This window comes from uncultured Tenacibaculum sp., from assembly GCF_947504135.1.
GTDB lineage: Bacteria > Bacteroidota > Bacteroidia > Flavobacteriales > Flavobacteriaceae > Polaribacter.
Genome location: NZ_CANNGG010000005.1, coordinates 162,761 through 183,212, shown reverse-complemented (window position 1 = coordinate 183,212; position 20,452 = coordinate 162,761). Strand labels below are relative to the sequence as shown.

The following is a 20,452-nucleotide window of genomic DNA, read 5'->3' as shown; positions in this document are numbered from 1 at the left end:
GATGATTTGTCTCGTTCATATAATTAAAAATAATATCCGATGTTTATGTTAAATCTCATGTCCCAGTCAGCATTAGGTGTTCCGTTTGCTAAAGCATTTGTCCATACAGGGCCTAACCAAGGATGATCTTTTCCTGCGGCAAAGTCTACATAAGTATAAACATTACCAGCTGTTACCAAGAATCCAAAAACATTCATAATACTGTCTTCAAAATTCTCAGCTGTTTTATCCATATAACCAAAGTCATTATAAACTTGTATGCTAGAAATAGGTTTCCATTTTACAGGGAAGGTATATGCAGCGCCTAAAGTATATGTTGTTGCTTCTGTTGCAGTAAGGTAAGGAGCTCCATAAGCAGTTAAGGCTATAAGATCTTTATAAGTAGTATTTTTTGTGTTGTATTTGTATTTAGATACTTGCGCTTTAGCATCAAAATTTTTTGCGTTTAGTAGGTAGTGTAAGGCAAAGGCATAATGACTAGAAGTATCTTCAGTGTCTAAATTATAGAGACCACCATATTGTGCGGAAAAACCTATTTTGTGTTGTGTGTTTTTGTTTCCGAAGTGATAATTTACCTTACCGTTTAATTGATTTGTTTCTTTATATCTTAAATCTAGGTTTCCATCACCATCAATGTCTATTGAGGCAACATCGTATGAGTATCGGCTGTCGGAAACATCAGAGTTGCTTCCAAAATTAAGTTCCTCAGCATTTTTAAAAAAGGCCAAGGCGTATTCCCATTTTTTCCCTTTATGGGTGAATTTCACTCCCATATCATGGTCGTCTTCTAAACCTAAATAATAGTTGATGCCAAAAAACCAACTATGAGAGTTGTACTGAGTATTACCGAAGGGTACTTGTGTTAATCCTAATTGAATATTGTCTTTTTCGTTAAAGTCATATCCTAACCAACCTTGTTTAAGCATGCTACCTCCAAAACTTTGCGAGTAAAAACGATACTCGGCATTAAGTTTTATTCCTTTGTATTTAGCTTTAGCATTAATCCTGAAGACATCGAAACCGAAATCGCCTCCACGCTTTTTTTGTCCATCTTTCCAAGAAGATAGATTATAGTTAAATCGTAATGCCCCGCCAATTTTAACCTTAGGTTTTTCTTGTGAAAACATAGCTGTAACAAAAGAAAAAGCGACTAAGACTAGGCTTTTTTTTGAGAAATTCATTGTTGTAATAATAAATGTGAAGAAAGTGTGCTTGTAAAAAGTACATTTTCATGTTTAAGAGTTAAGGGAAACTCTTTTTAGCTTGATAAAAAGGGATTTTTATTCAGAAGGAGGGATGAATTTGTTGGATTGATTTCTGAAAACCAAAAAGTTAAAGCTGAAAATTCTTTTGTTCTTTTTGTCTTTTAGTTTTTTTATCATAGGCAGCAAAGATAATTATTAAAAAGGGGTTTTCAAAAAATAGACTTTTTTGAGTGATTTGAAAAAAGGACAAGTATTGTTTTTTGATTAAAAAATATCGGTTTAAGATGTTTTAAATGATGATTAGCATTTTTATGTTTTTAAATTTCAATATATTAGTGTATTAAATATCGTGTATAGATGAAAACCTCAATGGAAAGAAAGAATTTGTATGGCTATATTATAAATAGTAGCATGGTTGTAGCGTTAGGTATTATTTATTTGAAACAAATAAATTTTAATACTAGTGATGTTTGGTGGAATTGGATTTCATTGGGGCTAATCGTTGTTATTTTAGGGATGTTAACAACTGTGTTTTTTATTTTAAGAACACAGCTTAAAGCAAAAAAGAAATCGGAAGAAGAATTGTTAAAAAGTCAAAAATTACTGCACTCGATAATAGAGAATACTACCAATGCAATTTCCGTAAAGAAAATAAACGGCGAGTATATGTTGGTAAATAAGAAGTATCAATCAATTTTTGAAGCCTATGATAAAGATTTAATAGGAAAAACCGATCATGATATTTTACCAGAAGAATTAGCTGATAAATATCTTGATGCCGATTTAGAGGCAATGAAGTTGGGAAGAGAAATTCAAGTAGAAGAGGTAATTAAACAGTCTGATGGAGAGCATACGTATTTATCAGTAAAGTTTCCTTTGTTTGATATCTCTAACAGAGTGTATGCTATAGGAAGTATATCAACAGATATTACAGAAAGGAAAATGATTATGGAGTCGCAAAAGACAGCCGATACCTTCTTCAATATCTCTACAGATAGTTTAGTAATTGCTACCAGTGAAAAATTTTTAAGAGTCAATCCTTCGTTAAGCAATCTTTTAGGATATACAAAAGAAGAACTTTTGAATACTCCATTTGCTACTTATATTTTTCCTGAGGATCTGGAAAAAACAAAGGAGGCAATTAACAAATTAGAAGAAGGAGCAACTTTGGTGAGTTTTCAAAGTCGATGGATATGTAAGGATCAAAGTATTAAATGGTTGTCATGGAATGCTACTTCTGATACGGCTACTGGAACATTATATGCTGTAGTTAGAGATATTACCAAAGAGCTGTTGTTGCAAGAAGAGAATGAAAGAAGAATGAATGATTTGTATGAGAACCAGCAAAAGTTGAATATGATTATAGAAAACATTAGTGACGGGGTTTTGGTAGCAAACACTGATAAGCAAGTTATATTGGCTAATGAGGTTGCAAATGAGCTTTTTGGTATTGAAGATGATTCCCAAATATCAATTGATTTTTCAGATCATTTTAAGGTGTTAAATCCATATGATGGAAAAGTTTTTCCAGCACAAAATTTATCTGCAGAATTGGCATTGCTAGGTAAAATTACCAACGATATTGATGTATTGTTATTGAATAAAGAGACGAATGCTATTAGGAGAGTTTTACTGAGTGGAAGGCCTATAATAGATAATGAAAACAACATAGCAGCAGTTGTTGTAACTATTAAAGATATAAGTAGGTATAAAAGATTAGAGGCAGAATTAGAAAAAAAAGATCAAGAGTCAAGAAGGAGAATTGGATTTAAAAGTAATCAATCAAAAAAGGAGGAATAATATTATCGTTGAGTTACCTGCAAAAACTATTTTCCTTTAGTTTTTTGGTAGTGGTTAGGGGGTGCCGATAAGCAAAGGAGGTTTCTAATAATGTTAGTTTTATTGATGTTTGTAAGGGAAGTGTTTGTTTTTCAGAAGATTAATTTTATCTCGGTTTTTTATTTACTTTCATTTTACTTTATATAATCTTTAAAATGTTGCGGGCGTTTTAAATATTATGTAAGTATGTAATTGTTGCAATTTATGTAAAACATCTATTTTTCTTATATAAATTAAGGATTGTGAAATTAAGATAAGCATTAGTTTGTAATGAATCTTAAGCCTATAAATATTGCTATAGATTAAAGTTTTATATTAAGCGTTTCTTCTTTGCTAAGGTAATCGCTTCAATCTTTGAGTGTACTTGTAGCTTCTTATATATATTTTCAATATGCTTTCTAACTGTTGATGGTGAGATAAACAAATTTTCAGCTATTGAGGTATATGGTAACCCTGTTGCTAATTGTTCTAAGACTTCAATTTCTCTACTTGTTAGTTTTACATTTTCTTCTTCATCCTTTTGTAGAGATAAAGGAGTGCGTAAAAGATTTAGTGTTTTAAGAGCTATAGATGGAGTCATAACAGCGCCACCAGTAAGGGTTTTTGTGATAGCGTTATAAAGAGTTTTTGGTTCGTCGTCTTTTAATAAATAACCATCTGCTCCTGCTTGTATTGCATTAAAAATTTGTTCGTCATTATCAAAAACAGTAAGCATAATTATTTTTACTTGCGGATATTTTCGTTTTATCAAGGCAGTGGCTTCTATGCCATTTTGTTTGGGCATATCAATATCCATTAATATCAGGTCAGTATTTTTATTTTCGCTAAGTTTTTGTATGCATTCTAATCCGTTGTTGGCTGTAAATACGATGCTTATATCTTCAAAAAAAGAGAGGCTTTCTTTGGTGCTTTTTATTAAAAAAATATTATCATCTACAATGGCTACTCTAGTTTTCATACCTTATGTATTGTTGTTTTTGGAATTATAAAACAAAATGAAACTTCAACCCCTTTTTCTAGTTCAGTTTGTATGTTGAGTTGACTTTTTAATTCTATGGATCGTTTTCTCATATTCAATAATCCATTGCCTAATTCTACGTTTTTTTCTAAAAAGCCTTTGCCGTTATCTTTTACAGAGAAACATATATTATCTTCCTTTTTATAAATATGGATGATTATTTGTGAAGCTTTTGCATATTTAAGAGCATTATTGGTAGCCTCTTGAATAATGCGAAATGCATTCAGTCCTTGTAAGGACGTAAAGGTTACGTCTTCAGGAAAATTTTCATCTACATTAACAGTTATATTAGTTTTATTTTGTGATTGTTTCGCTTTTTCGATAAAATTTGCAATTCGAGAGTGTAAATCTTTAATAGAAATATCTGATTTATTCATTGCCCAAACGGTATCTCGTAGTTCTTGCGTAGTTACTTTTGCAAATTTTTTAATAGTATCTAATTTGCTAGTTAATTTTTCATCTTTGTCAGAAAGATAATATTTAATAGTATTAATTGCAGCAACAATAAAAGATAATTGAGCTCCAATGTTATCGTGTAAATCTCTTGAAATAGATAATTTTTGTTCTTGTAATTTGTTTTGATATTCTATTTTTTCAATAGCAAGTTTTAGTTCATTTTCTCTTTGTTGTTTAATATTTTTTAGCACTTGTTGTTTGTATAATAAAAAACCAATGACACTAATAATTACCGCTAAAGTAGTTAACCCGAAAATCCATAAATTTCTATTTTTTAAATGAAGTTTATTTTTTGCAATTTCAGCTTTTTGTTGTAGTATTTGATTTTCTTTTTCAACTGTTTCGTATTTAGTTGTAATTTCTTCTATATTTTTTAATTTTTCTATATTGTATAAACTATCGTTAAGAATGTTAAATGCTTTAAGGTTATTAAAAGCCTTTTTATAATTATTAACATCTTCATAGTTTTTCATCATTTGCTGATAGTTATAGCGTTGTATGTCTGGAAATTTAATTTTTTTTGCAATAGTGTTGCTTTTTTCAAAATAATTATTAGAAAGTTTATGTTTTTTTACTTCTTTGTAATACTCACCCAAAGCAGTATAATTAAGCATTAGTGCAAATTCATCTTTTCCTTTTTGACGAACTTTTAAGGCTTGGTGTAAGTAACTTTCAGCCTTTTTATAGTTTTTAATAAGGAGTTGATTATTACCAAGAAATTCTAGCGAGTAACCTATGCCAAGAGAATCGTTTCTTTGCTGTTGTATTTGTAGTGATTTTAGAAATCTTTTATTAGCTTCTGTATAATTTCCTTCAGCATTAAAAACCGCTCCACTTTCATTGTTAATTCGGGCAATTCCTTCTAAATTAGAATCGTTTTGATATAAAGTTAATGCTTTGTCATAAAAATATAAAGCCCTATCTGATTGTTGTAATTTTCTGTACATTCTAGCCATATCATCGTATAACAGCCCTAACTTTTTGTTATCATTACTTTGTTCCAATTCTTTTAAAGCTTTATGGTAATAAACGGAAGCACTATCTATATTTCCTTTTTTTCCTAATGAAAGACCTATTGTTCTTAAAAAATCTCCCTTATTAATCTTGTCATTGTTTTTGTTAGCAAGCTTTAAACCAAAATGGGCTAACTGTATAGATTCATCAAATTTTGTTGTATATATTTTCTTAATGTTTTCTTGTAGAAGGTTAATTTTTTTGTTGTAGTTAGGTTCTTTTTGTACAGTTAGTTTAATACTATCTAATAAGGTTAATCTTTGTGAATGTAAATTCAGTGAGAAAAAAACTATAAAAATAATCGTTATGATCTTTTTTAATTGCATGAAATACATTAGTTTATTTTATGTAAATGTATTAATTTATTCTTTATTAACTATTTGTTTTTAAGTAGTTTTAATGAGGTTATGAGTAGTTGTTTAAGAGAGCCGACCACTATTTCTAACTCTTTTTTATTTTTGAAGGCAGAAATTTTTTGTTCAATTTCTATCAATTGTTTGTTAATAATTGTGTCGGTTTTTATTTTGTCTTCTAGAGTTTTTGTGTTTAGAACTTTAAAGTGGTTTTGTAGTTCTTTGTTGTTAAGTAGATGAAGATTATTGTATTCGGAAAAAAAATTAGAAGTAGCTTTATAGTAATTCCTAAAGAACAAAAAATTAGTATAAATAAAAGAGTAAGTGCAATCATATATTTAAAATTATTATTTTCTTCTTTTTATTTTTAACCATTTTATGGTTGCCCAAATTATAATGATAAATAAAATACTTATTATAATAATGGGTGAATAGGTAACAAAAAGAACTAATAAAGTAGGAAAACTAATCCAATAAGAGTCTTTTACATCATAAGGGCTTTTAATTTCAATTGGGTTGTATGTTAAGTTATTTAAAGGTAAAATAGCTAATTTATCAACAGTTATAAATAAATTTTCGGCTTCTAATAAAATATTTTCAAAAGAAAAGGCCTCCTCTTTTTGGTGATACGTAATAACTAAATTGTCTTTTGGTGTAGGAGAAAAATTAGTCTTTGTGCCTGTGTATAGTTTATGTGTTTCATTATAACGAAAATCAAATCCTGAGGAAAGTCCTTTTATGTCAGAATCGTTTAACCCGTCCATTAATTCAATGTAAAAATCACCATGTTTTATGGGGTTTTTCCATACACTTCCGCTCTCTAACAGATAAATAAATGCATTTTTACTTTCGCTTTCATAACCTTTCTTTACTCTTGCATTGTTGGTGTTTACAATGAAATACACTTCTACTTTTTGTAGCTCGTTTGGGGTGAATTCCATGTTCCAAACTTTCCAATTATCGCTAAATGGTATTGTTTTTTTGTAATTTTTATTGAGTTCTGGGTGTGCTTCTTTAAATAACGGTAGCAAATTGTTTTTGACTCTTATTTTAAATTGGCTTAATGAATCTAAAGTAACGTGGTTAAGATAGTTGTCTCCACCAGCATAGATGCCATTGGTAGGATACCCCATTTTGAATCGTAAAGAATCATTTGTTGTATTACGAAACCAATATACTCCTTTTACCACTGCAAAACCTTTATATAACTGAATGTATATGTTTTCTTGTTGCATTTGCACTTTTTTAAAAGAGAGAGAGTCTTCGGGATATAGCATTGTAAATACGGTTCCACCAGCATTCCAAATACCAGGTTGCGCAGCGTTACTATATGCCTTGTTTATAAAAAACATAAAAATGATACTTAAAAGAAGCTGTGAACCTATTTTTTTCATAACAGAAGATTTATATAGTTTCATTAAACAAGTATATATTGTGTGAGTTAAAATTTACTGCAATAAGAATAGTAATGAACGATGCTTTGTGCAAATCAATAATATCGTTTGATTTTACTTTGTTGTATATGTTTTCTGACACATCAATGTTTCCATTATTAGTAACTAAACGAAACTTGGTTGCGTTTCTATTGGAAGTGATTTTAAGTTTGTCATTAACCTGAACTGTTGTTATTTGTTTGAGTTTTCCATTTCTAAAAAACGTTGCATAGTTATTTATTTCTATAAGTAGTTTAAATGAAGCATATACAAAAGCAACAAGTACAGGAATTATAAAAATAAAAATACCTTGCCATAACAATAATAACAGTAATGCAAATGCTATTACAAAAATTAATCTTTTTCTCATTTTTTTCCAAAATATCTTTTTAACTACATCTACTTCTTTTTGACTCATTGGCATAGTTTTACTTTTATTTGGAATGAAATTAAGGGTGTTATTAACTTCAATCGATTGCTGATGGTTCTCTAATATAGTAAATGTTAAAACCTCTTTGTTTTTTGGACTTACTTCTAAATATATTTTGTCTCCTATAGTAGCTTTTGAATATACCGTGTAAGGAATACTGTGTTCTTGAATGTCAACACTTATATAATATGAAGTTTTAGTGGTAGTACTATTTGAACGATTACCCGCTCTTGAGGTAAAGCTTTTTGAAGAAGAGGTGTGTTTATCTATTCGTTTATCGGTAATAATTCCTGTATAGCAATGTTTAATTCCTTTTTTTAAATCAATGTAGGTACTCCAAAATGTGTACACTATAATACTTAAGAAGAACAATAAAAAAATAGCAAAAACGATTATAGGAATTGTACTAAATTTTGCGGGCTTTAATACATTTTTAAAAATAAAAAAGAATATACCACCTACAAAAATTAAGAAAATAACCAAGAAAACATACTGCTGACTAATTTTTTTCTTATCTTTAGAAGAAAGCGGTTTTATTTCATAATTATTTTCTGTCATAGTTAAAAATGTTTATTTAGGAATTTTGATATATTTAAGATGTTCTACCAATTCTAAATACGTGTTTTCATTATACTTTGTGTCGCCAACGATATTGCCATTTTGTAACGTTGTTCTAAAAAACTGAATAGTTGCTATGTTTTCTTGCTTGATATTTACATTGGCTGTGGCATATTTTACCTTGTTACCTAAGGTGTCTTTCTTGTAGGAATAGATGGTTATTTGGTAAGGTTCTATCTTGTCTAAATGCTTTTCGTAAAATTGCCAAGTTTGATTGCTATATTGCTCTAAGTTAAAAGGGATATTATCTTTTGGTGCCTCTTTATTAAATCGTTGAATACCTTTATTTATTCTGCTTGTAGCATTATTCTCTTCAATAATTTTAAAAGCAATATCTACTATTTCTGTATATATAAATGCCTTGTAATTAGTGCTAGGTTCTGTATGGGATAAAATTTCTTTATCTTCTAAATAGAAGTGGTTAGAAATTACATCTTCTTTAGCTTTATGTTTTTGATGATGTACTTTTTTATACAAATTACCTTTTTGGGTATAATAAAATGTAGTTATAGAATTAGTATCATTTATATTAGCTATAATGCTTTGTAGCTTATTGTTTTGATACTCATATTTTATATGATTTTTTTTCCCTTTTTTTAAATAGATGCGCTCTTCTATTAAATTATGCTGTGTATCATAAACATATTGATGTTTTCTGTTTAAATTAGAATTACGATGTTTAATTATTCTTTTGCGTAAAAGACCTTTTTTATAGTTACTGCTTAATTTTAACCAATCGCTACTCGTATTGCTTTTTCTTTCGTAGCTTTTTATGGTACCATCAGTGTTGAAATTGTAGCTAACTTTTTCGGTTTGTATTGCTTTTTCAGAATGTAACGTATACGTTACCATCTCAACTTTTTTAACCGATTGTGTAAATCCGTAGTCTTTAGCTGTAATCTTTGGTAAAGATTGTGCAATAGCATTACAATTTAATACTAAAAAAATGACTGTAATAAATTTAATTTTTAGGAGCATATTGTTTTTTAGTTTTTTTTTATTTATATTTTTTTAGATGCTTATCTTATATAAATCTTTAACTGCGTGGTCTTTATTTACTTTATTGATAGTTATTTTTTTGCCAAACTTTGTTGTGCATTCTCAATTATTTCTGAGGCATTGTTTTACTATTTGCAGGATTGTAGCCGTTTGCATAATTTACAATTAGTTGACCGTTTTTAAACTCACCATAGGTTTGAGTGAAGGTTTTAATATCTGTTCTAACACCTAAACCCGTAATATATCCATTCTGGGCAAATGCTCCAGAATACACATAGGTTGGTGTTTTAAACATTCCTGAATAATTAATTTTACCATTGCTATCCCAGTCGCCTACATAAAAGTTTTTGTTAGCCCACCTGTAAGCGCCTGCCTTATATGGTAGTCCGTTTTTAAAGAAGCCAACATATACATCTCCTTGGTTGTATTTAAAGGCACCATACCCATTTTGGCAGTTTCCTAAGCAATTTTTACCGGTTGATTTTTTCTGTAAATAATCAGTAAAAAGATTGGTGGTTAATTTACCTTGTGTGTAAATACCCGCCTGAAAAGTTTTGTTGTTTTTAACGTAATACCCATAACCGTGTTGTTTGCCATCTTTCCAATGCCCATAATACTGCTCGTTGAGTTTATTCCAATAATAAATTCCAAAACCATTACGATACCCATTATAAAAATCACCGTCATAACGATTACCATTGGCAAAGAAAAATTGTGCATAACCGTGTAGTTTACCACTTTTGAAAAAGCCAAACACTTTGCTACCGCTATTAAAAACATAGGTGCCATAACCATTGGTACAGTTACCTTTTATGCAAGCATTGTCTGTTTTATTATTTTGAGGTTGAGTAGTATTAGTTTTGCCTGAAATTTTATCGGTAGAAATATTAAAATAACGTCCTTTGTTAAATACGCCGGGTTTTGAATTAGCAAAGTTACTTAATACATAAGTTGGAACATTACTGGTTGAAAACACGTAGTCTTTTGTCCCTTCAATATATCCTTCAATTTTATAATCCTTAAACCGTATACCTGCTATAAAAAAGCTTACGTGTTCTTTGTCTTCTGATGGGATATACCAAATTGAACTTCCTCTAGAGGTCATAGAAATTGCAGGGTATGCCTTGGTTTCTTTACTAGTATTTTGCAGTGCGCTTTCTGCAAAATAAACATCTTTACTTTTAGTATCTCTAGCAATGATATTTTTATATTCTGATTGGTATTTCCACTTTCTGTAAGAAAGAATTGATGGGATGCCTCGCTCTATACACATTGCTGATTTACCGTCACTAATAATACTATTTTCTGACTGTAGTAAAAATTCAAAAGGAATTGTAGTATTTAAAGTTATTGATGTGTCAAGGGCGTTTCTCGCAATGTAATAAGTGTTCGTTAATGGATTAAAGAATATATAATCGTTGTTAAATTTGTTCCATAGCGACGTATTGTCTAATTTACCATTGATATATAAATGAGGTATGGCCAAACCGCCTTTTAAGTTTAAGTCGCCCGTAGTTTTTTTAATTTGTGCATTTTTTTCAAAATCTTTATATTCACTATGATAAATAATGCTTCTGTTATATTGGTGTAACACATTACCTGCAGCATTGGTTTCTGTTCTTTGTATCCAGTTACCTTTAGAATCGTATTGATATTTAAAAAATGTTTTACTGTTATTTTGGTTTGCTTTTCTTGCTGTTAGCAACCCGTTTCTGTAATATTCAGTTTTAGTAGTTGGTAGTTTATCTGTTTCTTTAGATGTAATAGTTACTATAACCAAATCACCTTGTTTTATATAACTATATTTTTCTGTTTTGTAGCCGTAAATTGCTTTTTTAATTCTGTTTTGTGCATCGTATTCATAAATTTTTCCTTCGTCGTAAATAAGATTTCCGTTAGCATCATATTTGAAATTGAGTGTTTCTCCATTGGTGTAAGTTACTGATATGGGTCTGTTATAATTGTCAAATTTTATATGTATTCTATGTTTTATATCTAACCAATTACCCTTATTATCGTAAAAAGTAAAACTGTCTTGAAATACATCACCCTTTAGATGTGTTTTATCTAAACTAGCACCTTTGGGTAATGGATTAACAGGAGCGTTTACCCAATTTATAGTTTGTGCTTCAGCTACAAGTGTCTTTAATAAAAATATGATAATGAGTGTGTAATATTTTTTCATTTTTTTATGGGTGTTTTATTTTAAACGAGCTACTTTTTTTTCAAAAAACACATCAAAATTGGTGCTACCACTTTCGGATCCATCTGCATAGATTAGTTTTTTAAATACCAATCGTCTTATATGCATATTATATTGTTTGTCTATTTGCAAACGCTTTATCCAATCGCCCGTTTCGTTTCTACTTTCTGCAGGAATAGTAAAAATGGTTCTTGTGGTGGGTTTACCTTGTAGTTCACCCATAAGTTTGACAAATGAATCAGGTTCTTGTTCTTTTAATTTTCGCATTTTTAAGGCATAGTTTAATGCGTTTTCATTTACTTCGATATCTAAATCATTATGATGATAAGCCTTGTAAAAAGTAACTATCGGTTCTCTGCCCAAATAGAATGATGCAAATTTTTCAGTTCCATCGTAAACAGTATAACTTTCAGTAATTTTACCATTTACACTAGTTTCTTTAATACGACTGTAATTTTTATTATGGTTAAAATAAGTTGTCATTCTCCCCCCGTTGGAGTATGATCTTTCTATTGAATTTACCAAACCATTTTTATACGTATACGTATCTGTAAAATTTGAAAACTTGCCATTCGCTACAATTTTTGTGAGTTTTTGATTGGTGTTATAATGTAATTTTTGTTTGTTATTAAAATTTACTGATGAAGCATACGTGTTTATACTGTCTAACAAGCCATTATTATATTCATAATTAGTAGCTGTTTCGCTAGCGTATTTACCAGATATTTTAAAATACTTTTGTATAATAAATCCTTCTTTGTTAAAAGAATACACTTCTATCATTGTTGGTTTGTATGATATGCTATCTACTTTGTAATAGGCTATATTTACTTGTTTTACCTGTTTTTTAAAACCGAATGATTTCCAATGAGTTTGTGGTGGTATTAGATAGTCATTTGTTTTTTGACTATACGTTTTAAAAACATTGATAACAAACAGTAAAACGATTATTTTTTTCATCTTATTCATATTAGTTTTTATATGTTATAGTACGTTTGGTAATAGTAGTATATAACCACTTATTATTTTTCATTTGATATGTTTTACGTACTATCCAATTATAATTATCATCATATTCATATTCAAATTTTTGGTAGGGTTCACTGTCTTTTTCTATATTTATAAGTTCTTTATAATCAGTTTCATCACCAAACACTTCTACCTTCCTACTTCTATAGTTGTATTTTGTTGTTGTGGTTACACCCAAATTACCAATAGTACGCTCAAGAGGTTTTTGAAGTGCATCAAATTTTAAATGTTCTGTTTCTACGGGTGTTTTAATGTTCTCTTTATAGTATTCTTTTTTTAAACTTTTTGTAGCGTAATTGTACCAGCTTTTAGTTTGCGAGGATATTTTTTTATTTGAGGTAAAAACTGTTTCTTTAATATAATCATTATCATTTCCTTGATAGGTTACTTCAAAAACATCTGGATTGGTATTGAGTAAATATCTTTTTACGACAATTTTATCTACATTAAAAGAACCATAGCTGTACTGGCGTTCTTCAATCATCTTTTCTTTCACTGTATTAAAGATGGTAATCGTTTTTATTTGGTTGCCATTCGGGTTTGTATAGTTTATCCGTACATCAAAACTCATTTCTTTCATTGGCTGATTTATAAAACGATAGTCCGTTAATTGGTAGGTGTTATTCCAGCTCCAATATTCTTTAGAAAAAGGATATTCTTTGTTTTCATCAATTTCAAAGACCTCTTTAGTCATTGTTTTTATTTGAGAAAAGTCAACCACATCAATAGTATTCTTAAAACTCCAGTCAGGTGGGTAATAAGCAATTTCATTTTGAGCTACCAAAAAATAACTTGTTAGCAAAAAGCATAGTGTTATGAAACGATTTATAAATAATTGCATTTTTTAAAATTTTATTGTTGAATATTTATTTTTGAAGTGTTATAAGAAGAAAGTATGGCACTCAATATCAAAAAAGGGAATATGATAATGACAGAGCCCCATAAATTATCGGGTGTAAAAGTTTTAGGAAAATTTTTTACCACAAAAAATAGCAACGCTGCACCCATAATAATGGATATATGAAGTATGAGTATATTTGGCGTAAACATCCCAAAACCAACAGCTAATGGTTGCTCTGTTTTATGGAGGTAAATCCGTTCAACCAATACGAATAATAGATTGCTATTAAAAAACCAATTTTTAAAAAATAGCACTTCCATATTAATTAAAGTAAGTTCATTATTTTTCCAGTTTGCTATAAATCCAAAAAAGACAATAATAAAAATGAAATAAACTACCATTATAAATAAAGAGCTAAAAATGGTTTCTCCTTTCTTGATGTTAACTATGGAATTTTCATTTTGTTTATAACAAAACCTATCGACAATAATTCGTATTAGTTCACTAAACCAAAAAAAGTAAATAATATAAAAAACGGTAGATTGCCCATTTACTACCGAAAGTAAGGTTAATAGCGTAAATATGATAAAATCCCACTTTCGGTTGTGTTGCAATGTTCGTTCTAATATAGATAGCAATGGTTTCATTGTAGTATCAAGCTATAATTTGGCTTTATTTCGTTATGTTAGTTAATGGAACTGTAGTTAGTGTTTTGTTTTTCTAAACCTATTAAATTGTATTTTAGTTAAATACTACTGGTATCCAGTCCGTTTTTATAATTTTACCTTTATTAGCAGCACCTGTTCCGTTACATATTGGGCATACTTGCTTTGTATACCCATCAACATACCTTATTTCTTTATAAACTTTTTGGGCAGGTATATAGTTTGATTTGTATACGTGTTTATCGTAATAAACTCCTTTTACCGTATAAGAATCATTTGTATATTTTGCAGGAATGGTATAAACATGTTTTTTTGTTTCTTTATAAATTGGCACTCGTATTGTTTTCTCACAGGATTGATTGTTGTCGGCAACATAATCATGTTTCACATAAACTTTTTCGTTGTTAGTAATTTTGGCTTTTATATTAGGGTTGTCGGAAAAAACCGTGATATACTTTTGGGTGTTATTCACACTTTTTATTTTCGTAGTACGGTTAATACTTTCTATATAAACTATATCACCTACTTTTAACTCATTAATTTTGGTTTCAAAACCATTTTTTATTCGTCCTGTAAGGCCTCTTCTACCCTTATGAGAAAAACCTTCTATTGGCATAACATCCCAAATATTCTCATATTTTGTCACCGAGTTACCAAAAATATGCTTTGTGTTCTTGGGATTTCCGTTTTCAAACAATCCGTAGTCGGCATCAACATCATGCCTGTAACCGCGATGATATCTCACTATTTTTGTGCGGTAGCCAATACCGTGAAGTTTTCCGTTTTTAAAGTGCCCAACTTCCAAAAAAGTTCCATCACCTGGTTTGTTATTATCTTGCGGAATCATATGTACCCCATAACCGTTTAAAGTATCAATACCGTGGCTAACTAAGGTCGCAATATTATATGAATAGACTTCAAAATCGGTTTGTCTTTTCAATTGCAGAATGTCTGGCTTTTCATTGGCATGCGCTTTTATTTTAAATTTAATTTCTTTGTCAATGATTACTACCCAATAGTTTTCTTGTGTCTTTTTGTCTTCCATAAACAATACAGAACCATTAGTTACATCCTTTTTAGTTGGATAAATAAACCCTGTCAGCTCGAGGTCATTCTCATAATTATAATAACTTCCCGTATGGTCGTAACCATAGTATCGGTCATTTTCATTATTTGCAGGAGCATAATATGATGGGTTTTTCGACGAAACATAATCGACACGATTTCTACCGTACTTTGGATGCTTTTTATAAAAATATCTTTCTTTATAAGGTAAGTCAACAATCTTATTTCCGTCAGGGTCAATTTCCACAAACCGATTAACCCCAGGTTCGCCTTTATCTTCTACAACGCCATTCCAAAAGTTACCATTTTCATAAAACATTGGGTTTCGAAGTATATTATTTCCATTTTCAATATTATAATCATAATTCAACTGTTCATTTGAGGCGTAATATCTAGTACAAAATGGAAATTGCCCGTCAAAGAGTCCTGAATTATACCTAACCTTAGTGCTATAAAGAGCCATACCATGGTTAATAAAGTCTATTCGTTTGTATTTTTTCTTGTTTTTTAAGCTCTTTCCTTTACTGTTAGCTTTTTCAAAGTGTGTACGATACGCTCTGTATTTATTGAATTTAAATTCAGAAAAATCGTAAATAGACGATAACTTGATGTCATCATAAATAAATGATTGAGCATTAACCGTATTTAAACAAGCTGTTATGCTAATAAATGTTACAATAAAAAAAAGTTTTTTCATTTTAAATGAGGTTTAATGATTGTGCTTTCAGCTTAATTCAGCTTTGCTCAGTAAACTACGAAATAGAACATATAAATCTGCATTGACAATAGTAGCATCGTTTAGATAAATTATAAGCATGCCAGGTACTTATGATACGCTCACCTCTATATTCTCAAAATGTTGATAACCTTCATGATACTTTGTGTTTGCGACTGTGTCTACCTAACGACCTAACCTTGTATCTGCCTAAATCATTTTTTTATTGATCGGTTGTTGGTTATCAGTTAATTAAGTTAAAACAGGGGTCGTCTCTGTAAGTAAACATTTCAATTTTACCTGTTTGTTTACTTATTTTAATTACAGTACCGTCAATTGGATGCTTTTTATTATATGTTTGATATGTATTTGTTCCGCCTGATTGTATTACCATGTTATGCCTCACTAGTAAGACTTGATTAGCTTAAAATCATAGGAGATCACCATTACCATTAGTAAAATACTCGAATGTTATTCTGTGTTTTTTTTAAATCTTTTTTCTTAATATGCTTACGGAATTCTTGCGCATAACTTGTGCTTATTATAAGAATAAGCTACGATATGCATGCCTCCTTAATTTTAACTTTCATAATAATTGATTTTTTTGAATATTATTTATACGGAGTCTTAAAAAACAAACACTAATGTTAAAAAAACTTTCGGTTAAACTCATTCACATGATGTTTTAAAAACTTTGTAATAGCTTGTGCTACACCTTTTTCGTATTTATTAGCGTTTACTTTTATTAATGCAGTGTTTTCTACCGAAATATTATCTGCTCTATACATTTTTCCAAAAGCAGTTTCTATGCCTATATAATCTGTGTCGGTTTTTGCAAAAGCTTGTATTTTTTCTTTACCTACTACGTCATTTATTTGTAAATCTTTTTTTAGTACTCCCGTGTACGTACCAAGTGGCGAACTACCAATATTATGTTTTCCTGACACAAAATCTATTGCCGAAACACATAAGTAATTTTTCTCCTTTGATTTTCCTGTCAATCCTATTTTGGTAGTAAACGATTTGTTTTTTACTCTACTTTTTACATGCTCATACGCAGCAATACGTAAATTGGTGTTAGCAGTAATCTTTGCTCCCCTACCTTGATATGGCTTTTTTACGTCAAGAAATAACACATATACATCTGCATTAATAATGGTAGCATCATTTAATTCTGACGATAATTTTGAATATGTACGTATTTCACTAGTAATGCTATTACGTCCGTCATCATTTTTTAATCTATTGATACTTCCTAAAAATCCACCTTGCTTTTTCTTACCGTCATTGGTAAATCCTTTTACAAAAAAAACAGTATTTTTAGGGTAAACAGTTATCATACCAGGAACCTCTGATAGGCTCATTTCCATATTTTCAAAACGTTGATACCCTTCATAATACTTTGTGTTTGCGGCTGTATCTCCATTCAGTACATTAAATCCTTTTGATTTTAAATCTTGTATAAAATTTTGGTAAGCATCATCTGTTATTTGTTGTAGTGTAGTAGCAGGAATATCCATACCTACAGCTAAAGAAGCTTTTGTTTTACCAGATAATGCTCTCCCCATAAAACCACCATTTGTTTTTGTAGTTTTTAGATTATATAGCTGATAGTTTACTGAAAAATTAGCGATATAAACATCTTTAGATTTAAATTTTCTAGAGCCGTAAGCACCGCGTTGTTCTTTGGGTTTAAAGTCTCCCAAGTTTTGAGAATTAGTAGTGAGTAAAGAGCCTAAGCCTAGCATTAATATAAATAATCTTGTTCTCATAATTATTTTTAGATTTTGTGTAGCAAAATACCCATAAATGTAATGCTAAAAAATAGGGCATCTGTACCATTTTTATGTACGAACAAAAGAGGTGAAGATGTTTTTATTAACTCCTAAACACAGGAAATCGATTAATTTGTTGTTTGCTATGCCAAGTAATTCATACTTGTAAAGGATTCGGAAAAAACTTATTGATTTTTAACTACTTGTTAAAGTGCTTATTTATAGTGACTTTTTTTGTAGATACATATGAAAAATTGTAGCTGTTTTTACTTTTACTAACATAATAGAGTATTTAGATTAACTGACGTTTGAATCTTGATTTTAAATAATATATTCAGTTCAAAATATAAATGTTACTTGTTTATTATTTATCTCTGTAATATCTCCTTTTATGTATTTGTAAATTTCGTAACTTCTTTTTGTATCTATTAATTCTAAATCAAATTCCCAATTTTCATATTGCATACCTATTTTAAAGTGTTGAATCCGCATGAAGGAAAGGTTTTCCCAGTACAAAATCTACCTGCTGAATTGGCTTTAGGAGGTAAAATTACCAACGATATTGATGTACTGTTAATGCACAAGCAAACAAATGAGATTAGAAGAGTTTTGTTGAGTGGAAGACCTATAATAGATAATGAAAATTATATTGCTGCTGTAGTTGTAAAGATTAAAGATATTAGTAGGTATAAAAGGTTAGAGGCTGAATTGAAAAAGAAAGATCAAGAATCAAGAAGAAGAATTGTATTTAAAAGTAATCAATCAAAAAAGGAGGAATAATATCATCGTTGAGTTACCTGCAAAAACTATTTTCCTTTAGTTTTTTGGTAGTGGTTTGGGGGGCGATAAGCAAAGGAGGTTTCTAATAATGTTAGTTTTATTGATGTTTGCAAGGGAAGTGTTTGTTTTTGTGGTTTTTACGAAACAAAAAAGCTTCACAAAAAGTGAAGCTTTAAAGGTGGTCCCACATGGGCTCGAACCATGGACCCCCTGATTATGAGTCAGGTGCTCTAACCAACTGAGCTATAGGACCTGTTTTATTTGGAATGCAAAAATAAAAACTTTTTTAAATAAACAGCTATTTTTTTACACTTTTCTACTCATTAAATTTTCACCGAACACGCGTAAACCCTCTTTTTGTTGCTCACTAATATTTAAGTGTTCAAGACATTCAAAAGCCTTATTTGTGTAGTACTCAATAAGTTTAAAAGTTTCTTCAGGAATATTGTTGTTTCTAAATATGGTTGAAACTGTGGCTATTTTTTCTGAATTGTTTTTTTCTTGTCCGTTGTATAAATTTAATAAACTTTCTTTATCGTCAGGATTGGAAACTTCCAAAGCTTTTAAGTATAAGTAGGTTTTTTTGTTTTCTATAATGTCGCCACCTACTTGTTTTCCAAAAGATTCAGGATCCCCGAAAGTATCTAAATAATCATCTTGTAATTGAAAAGCGATACCTAAATTTAATCCGTAGTTATATAAATGTTGTGCCTCTTTTTCATCAGCTTTAGCTACAATAGCGCCCATTTTTAACGCAGCAGCAACTAAAACAGATGTTTTCAAGGTGATCATTTTGATGTATTCCTCAATGGTAACATCGTTTCTTGTTTCAAAATCAACATCCAATTGCTGTCCGTCGCAAACCTCTAAAGCAGTTTTGCTGAATAACTGTGCTAGTTTTTGAAATACTGTAGGCTCATAATTTTCAAAATATTGATATGCCAAAATCAGCATAGCATCTCCAGAAAGAATAGCTGTATTGATATCCCATTTTTCATGAACAGTTTCGTTTCCTCTACGTAAAGGAGCATCATCCATAATATCGTCATGCACTAAAGTAAAGTTGTGAAAAACTTCAACAGCTAATGCAGCAGGTAATGCTTCTTTGTAATTGCCCGAAAAAATATCAGCAGCAATAAGAGTAAGTACAGGACGAATTCTTTTTCCTCCTAATTGAAGTATATAATCAATTGGTTCATAAAGGTTTTTAGGTTCTCTAGAAAATTTATGAGATTCTAAATAAGCTATAAAGTCTGATTGATATGATAATATGTCCAAATCTGAAAATTTTTTGTAAAAATACGGTAAACAAAAATTCTAATGGTAAGTCTGTATTAAAAAAAGATTAAAACTAAGGAAACTTTTTTTGTTTCTTAAGTTTCCTGTTGTATTTTTGCCCTCGATTATGAGAAATAAAATTATTAATAAAGCAGGAGAAATGTTTTTAACCTTAGGGTTTAAAAGCACAACGATGGATGATATAGCGAAAGAGCTTGGGATGTCTAAAAAGACATTATACAAGTACTTTCCTAATAAAACCTCTTTGGTAGATGTTAGTACCGAGGCAGTTCATAACACAATTAGTGAAACAATTAACGCAGTTAAAAGTCAAAATTATAATGCTGTAGAAGAAGAATTTGCTGTAAAAGCAATTTTTAAAGAGATGCTTAAAAATTCAAAAGCATCACCTATGTATCAGCTTAAAAAGTACTACCCAGAAACCTATGCAAAGTTAATGGAACGTGAGGTGTGTATGTTTAGAGATTGTATTGTAAGTAATTTAACCAAAGGAATTGAACAAGGATTGTATAGAGCAGATATTGACAAAGAGCTAATGGTGAATTTTTATTTTACCTTGGTTTTTGGAGTTTTTGAAAGCGAATTATATGGAGACGAAGTTCAAGAAATAATGAAAATTGAATATGAGATATTAGAATATCATATCAGAGCAATTGCCACTGAGAAAGGAGTAAAAGAACTAGAAAAACAACTAAGAATTACGAATCAAAATTAA

At 29.9% G+C, this 20,452-nt stretch carries 17 protein-coding genes and 1 tRNA gene; 3 read left to right on the top strand and 15 right to left on the bottom strand.

Going from position 1 to position 20,452, the window contains the following annotated elements:
* Positions 1–23: 23 nt before the first annotated feature.
* Positions 24–1,181 carry a hypothetical protein gene (locus Q0663_RS11600; RefSeq protein ID WP_299011196.1) on the bottom strand — a complete coding sequence of 386 codons (1,158 nt, stop codon included), beginning with the start codon at positions 1,179–1,181 and terminating at the stop codon, positions 24–26.
* Between the two features lie 381 nt (positions 1,182–1,562).
* Here Q0663_RS11600 and Q0663_RS11595 point away from each other — a divergent pair, with 381 nt between their 5' ends.
* Positions 1,563–3,005, top strand: a complete 1,443-nt coding sequence (locus tag Q0663_RS11595; protein ID WP_299011194.1) for a PAS domain S-box protein — start codon at positions 1,563–1,565, stop codon at positions 3,003–3,005.
* A gap of 349 nt (positions 3,006–3,354) precedes the next feature.
* Here Q0663_RS11595 and Q0663_RS11590 read toward each other — a convergent pair whose 3' ends face one another.
* The 12 genes from Q0663_RS11590 to Q0663_RS11535 form a co-directional block, all read right to left on the bottom strand.
* Positions 3,355–4,002 (bottom strand): response regulator transcription factor, encoded by a 648-nt coding sequence (locus Q0663_RS11590; RefSeq protein ID WP_299011192.1) that lies wholly within the window; start codon positions 4,000–4,002, stop codon positions 3,355–3,357.
* Positions 3,999–5,858 (bottom strand): tetratricopeptide repeat-containing sensor histidine kinase, encoded by a 1,860-nt coding sequence (locus Q0663_RS11585; protein ID WP_299011190.1) that lies wholly within the window; start codon positions 5,856–5,858, stop codon positions 3,999–4,001. The genes Q0663_RS11590 and Q0663_RS11585 overlap by 4 nt, the downstream gene beginning before the upstream one ends.
* A 374-nt stretch (positions 5,859–6,232) precedes the next feature.
* Positions 6,233–7,279: a hypothetical protein gene (locus tag Q0663_RS11580; protein WP_299011189.1), complete on the bottom strand. Its 1,047-nt coding sequence runs from the start codon at positions 7,277–7,279 to the stop codon at positions 6,233–6,235.
* 10 nt (positions 7,280–7,289) lie between these two features.
* Positions 7,290–8,306 carry a hypothetical protein gene (locus Q0663_RS11575; RefSeq protein WP_299011187.1) on the bottom strand — a complete coding sequence of 339 codons (1,017 nt, stop codon included), beginning with the start codon at positions 8,304–8,306 and terminating at the stop codon, positions 7,290–7,292.
* A 12-nt stretch (positions 8,307–8,318) separates the two neighbouring features.
* Positions 8,319–9,344, bottom strand: a complete 1,026-nt coding sequence (locus tag Q0663_RS11570; RefSeq protein ID WP_299011185.1) for a hypothetical protein — start codon at positions 9,342–9,344, stop codon at positions 8,319–8,321.
* A 127-nt stretch (positions 9,345–9,471) separates the two neighbouring features.
* Entirely contained in the window at positions 9,472–11,550 is a 2,079-nt protein-coding gene (locus Q0663_RS11565; protein WP_299011183.1) for a hypothetical protein, read from the bottom strand.
* A 15-nt stretch (positions 11,551–11,565) separates the two neighbouring features.
* The gene (locus Q0663_RS11560) at positions 11,566–12,528 is read right to left on the bottom strand and encodes a hypothetical protein (RefSeq protein WP_299011181.1); all 963 of its coding nucleotides are present in this window, start codon (positions 12,526–12,528) and stop codon (positions 11,566–11,568) included.
* Between the two features lie 10 nt (positions 12,529–12,538).
* A complete protein-coding gene (locus tag Q0663_RS11555) occupies positions 12,539–13,381 on the bottom strand; it encodes a hypothetical protein (protein ID WP_299011179.1) in 843 nt (280 codons plus the stop codon).
* A 68-nt stretch (positions 13,382–13,449) separates the two neighbouring features.
* Positions 13,450–14,085, bottom strand: a complete 636-nt coding sequence (locus Q0663_RS11550; protein ID WP_299011177.1) for a hypothetical protein — start codon at positions 14,083–14,085, stop codon at positions 13,450–13,452.
* A gap of 94 nt (positions 14,086–14,179) precedes the next feature.
* Positions 14,180–15,865 carry a hypothetical protein gene (locus Q0663_RS11545; RefSeq protein WP_299011174.1) on the bottom strand — a complete coding sequence of 562 codons (1,686 nt, stop codon included), beginning with the start codon at positions 15,863–15,865 and terminating at the stop codon, positions 14,180–14,182.
* Positions 15,866–16,127: 262 nt separating this feature from the next.
* Positions 16,128–16,277, bottom strand: coding sequence for a hypothetical protein (locus tag Q0663_RS11540; protein WP_299011172.1), 150 nt, complete (start codon positions 16,275–16,277; stop codon positions 16,128–16,130).
* 253 nt (positions 16,278–16,530) lie between these two features.
* On the bottom strand, positions 16,531–17,655 hold the full coding sequence (locus tag Q0663_RS11535; RefSeq protein WP_299011171.1) for a hypothetical protein: 1,125 nt from the start codon (positions 17,653–17,655) through the stop codon (positions 16,531–16,533).
* Positions 17,656–18,117: 462 nt separating this feature from the next.
* Here Q0663_RS11535 and Q0663_RS11530 point away from each other — a divergent pair, with 462 nt between their 5' ends.
* Positions 18,118–18,438 carry a hypothetical protein gene (locus Q0663_RS11530; protein WP_299011168.1) on the top strand — a complete coding sequence of 107 codons (321 nt, stop codon included), beginning with the start codon at positions 18,118–18,120 and terminating at the stop codon, positions 18,436–18,438.
* A 179-nt stretch (positions 18,439–18,617) separates the two neighbouring features.
* Here the strand turns inward: Q0663_RS11530 and Q0663_RS11525 are convergent.
* Together Q0663_RS11525 and Q0663_RS11520 are read right to left on the bottom strand one after the other, a co-directional pair.
* Positions 18,618–18,691: transfer RNA gene (locus Q0663_RS11525), tRNA-Ile, on the bottom strand.
* A gap of 53 nt (positions 18,692–18,744) precedes the next feature.
* Entirely contained in the window at positions 18,745–19,716 is a 972-nt protein-coding gene (locus tag Q0663_RS11520; RefSeq protein WP_299011166.1) for a polyprenyl synthetase family protein, read from the bottom strand.
* Between the two features lie 127 nt (positions 19,717–19,843).
* Here Q0663_RS11520 and Q0663_RS11515 point away from each other — a divergent pair, with 127 nt between their 5' ends.
* Positions 19,844–20,452 (top strand): TetR/AcrR family transcriptional regulator, encoded by a 609-nt coding sequence (locus Q0663_RS11515; protein WP_299011164.1) that lies wholly within the window; start codon positions 19,844–19,846, stop codon positions 20,450–20,452.

What these genes read in the sequence shown, in the direction of transcription:
- Q0663_RS11575 (WP_299011187.1), bottom strand. Translation starts at nt 8,306, where the DNA reads ATGACAGAAAATAATTATGAAATAAAACCGCTTTCTTCTAAAGATAAG.
- Q0663_RS11540 (WP_299011172.1), bottom strand. Translation starts at nt 16,277, where the DNA reads ATGGTAATACAATCAGGCGGAACAAATACATATCAAACATATAATAAA.
- Q0663_RS11535 (WP_299011171.1), bottom strand. Translation starts at nt 17,655, where the DNA reads ATGAGAACAAGATTATTTATATTAATGCTAGGCTTAGGCTCTTTACTC.
- Q0663_RS11550 (WP_299011177.1), bottom strand. Translation starts at nt 14,085, where the DNA reads ATGAAACCATTGCTATCTATATTAGAACGAACATTGCAACACAACCGA.
- Q0663_RS11595 (WP_299011194.1), top strand. Translation starts at nt 1,563, where the DNA reads ATGAAAACCTCAATGGAAAGAAAGAATTTGTATGGCTATATTATAAAT.
- Q0663_RS11545 (WP_299011174.1), bottom strand. Translation starts at nt 15,865, where the DNA reads ATGAAAAAACTTTTTTTTATTGTAACATTTATTAGCATAACAGCTTGT.
- Q0663_RS11585 (WP_299011190.1), bottom strand. Translation starts at nt 5,858, where the DNA reads ATGCAATTAAAAAAGATCATAACGATTATTTTTATAGTTTTTTTCTCA.
- Q0663_RS11560 (WP_299011181.1), bottom strand. Translation starts at nt 12,528, where the DNA reads ATGAAAAAAATAATCGTTTTACTGTTTGTTATCAATGTTTTTAAAACG.
- Q0663_RS11570 (WP_299011185.1), bottom strand. Translation starts at nt 9,344, where the DNA reads ATGCTCCTAAAAATTAAATTTATTACAGTCATTTTTTTAGTATTAAAT.
- Q0663_RS11580 (WP_299011189.1), bottom strand. Translation starts at nt 7,279, where the DNA reads ATGAAAAAAATAGGTTCACAGCTTCTTTTAAGTATCATTTTTATGTTT.
- Q0663_RS11565 (WP_299011183.1), bottom strand. Translation starts at nt 11,550, where the DNA reads ATGAAAAAATATTACACACTCATTATCATATTTTTATTAAAGACACTT.
- Q0663_RS11590 (WP_299011192.1), bottom strand. Translation starts at nt 4,002, where the DNA reads ATGAAAACTAGAGTAGCCATTGTAGATGATAATATTTTTTTAATAAAA.
- Q0663_RS11515 (WP_299011164.1), top strand. Translation starts at nt 19,844, where the DNA reads ATGAGAAATAAAATTATTAATAAAGCAGGAGAAATGTTTTTAACCTTA.
- Q0663_RS11600 (WP_299011196.1), bottom strand. Translation starts at nt 1,181, where the DNA reads ATGAATTTCTCAAAAAAAAGCCTAGTCTTAGTCGCTTTTTCTTTTGTT.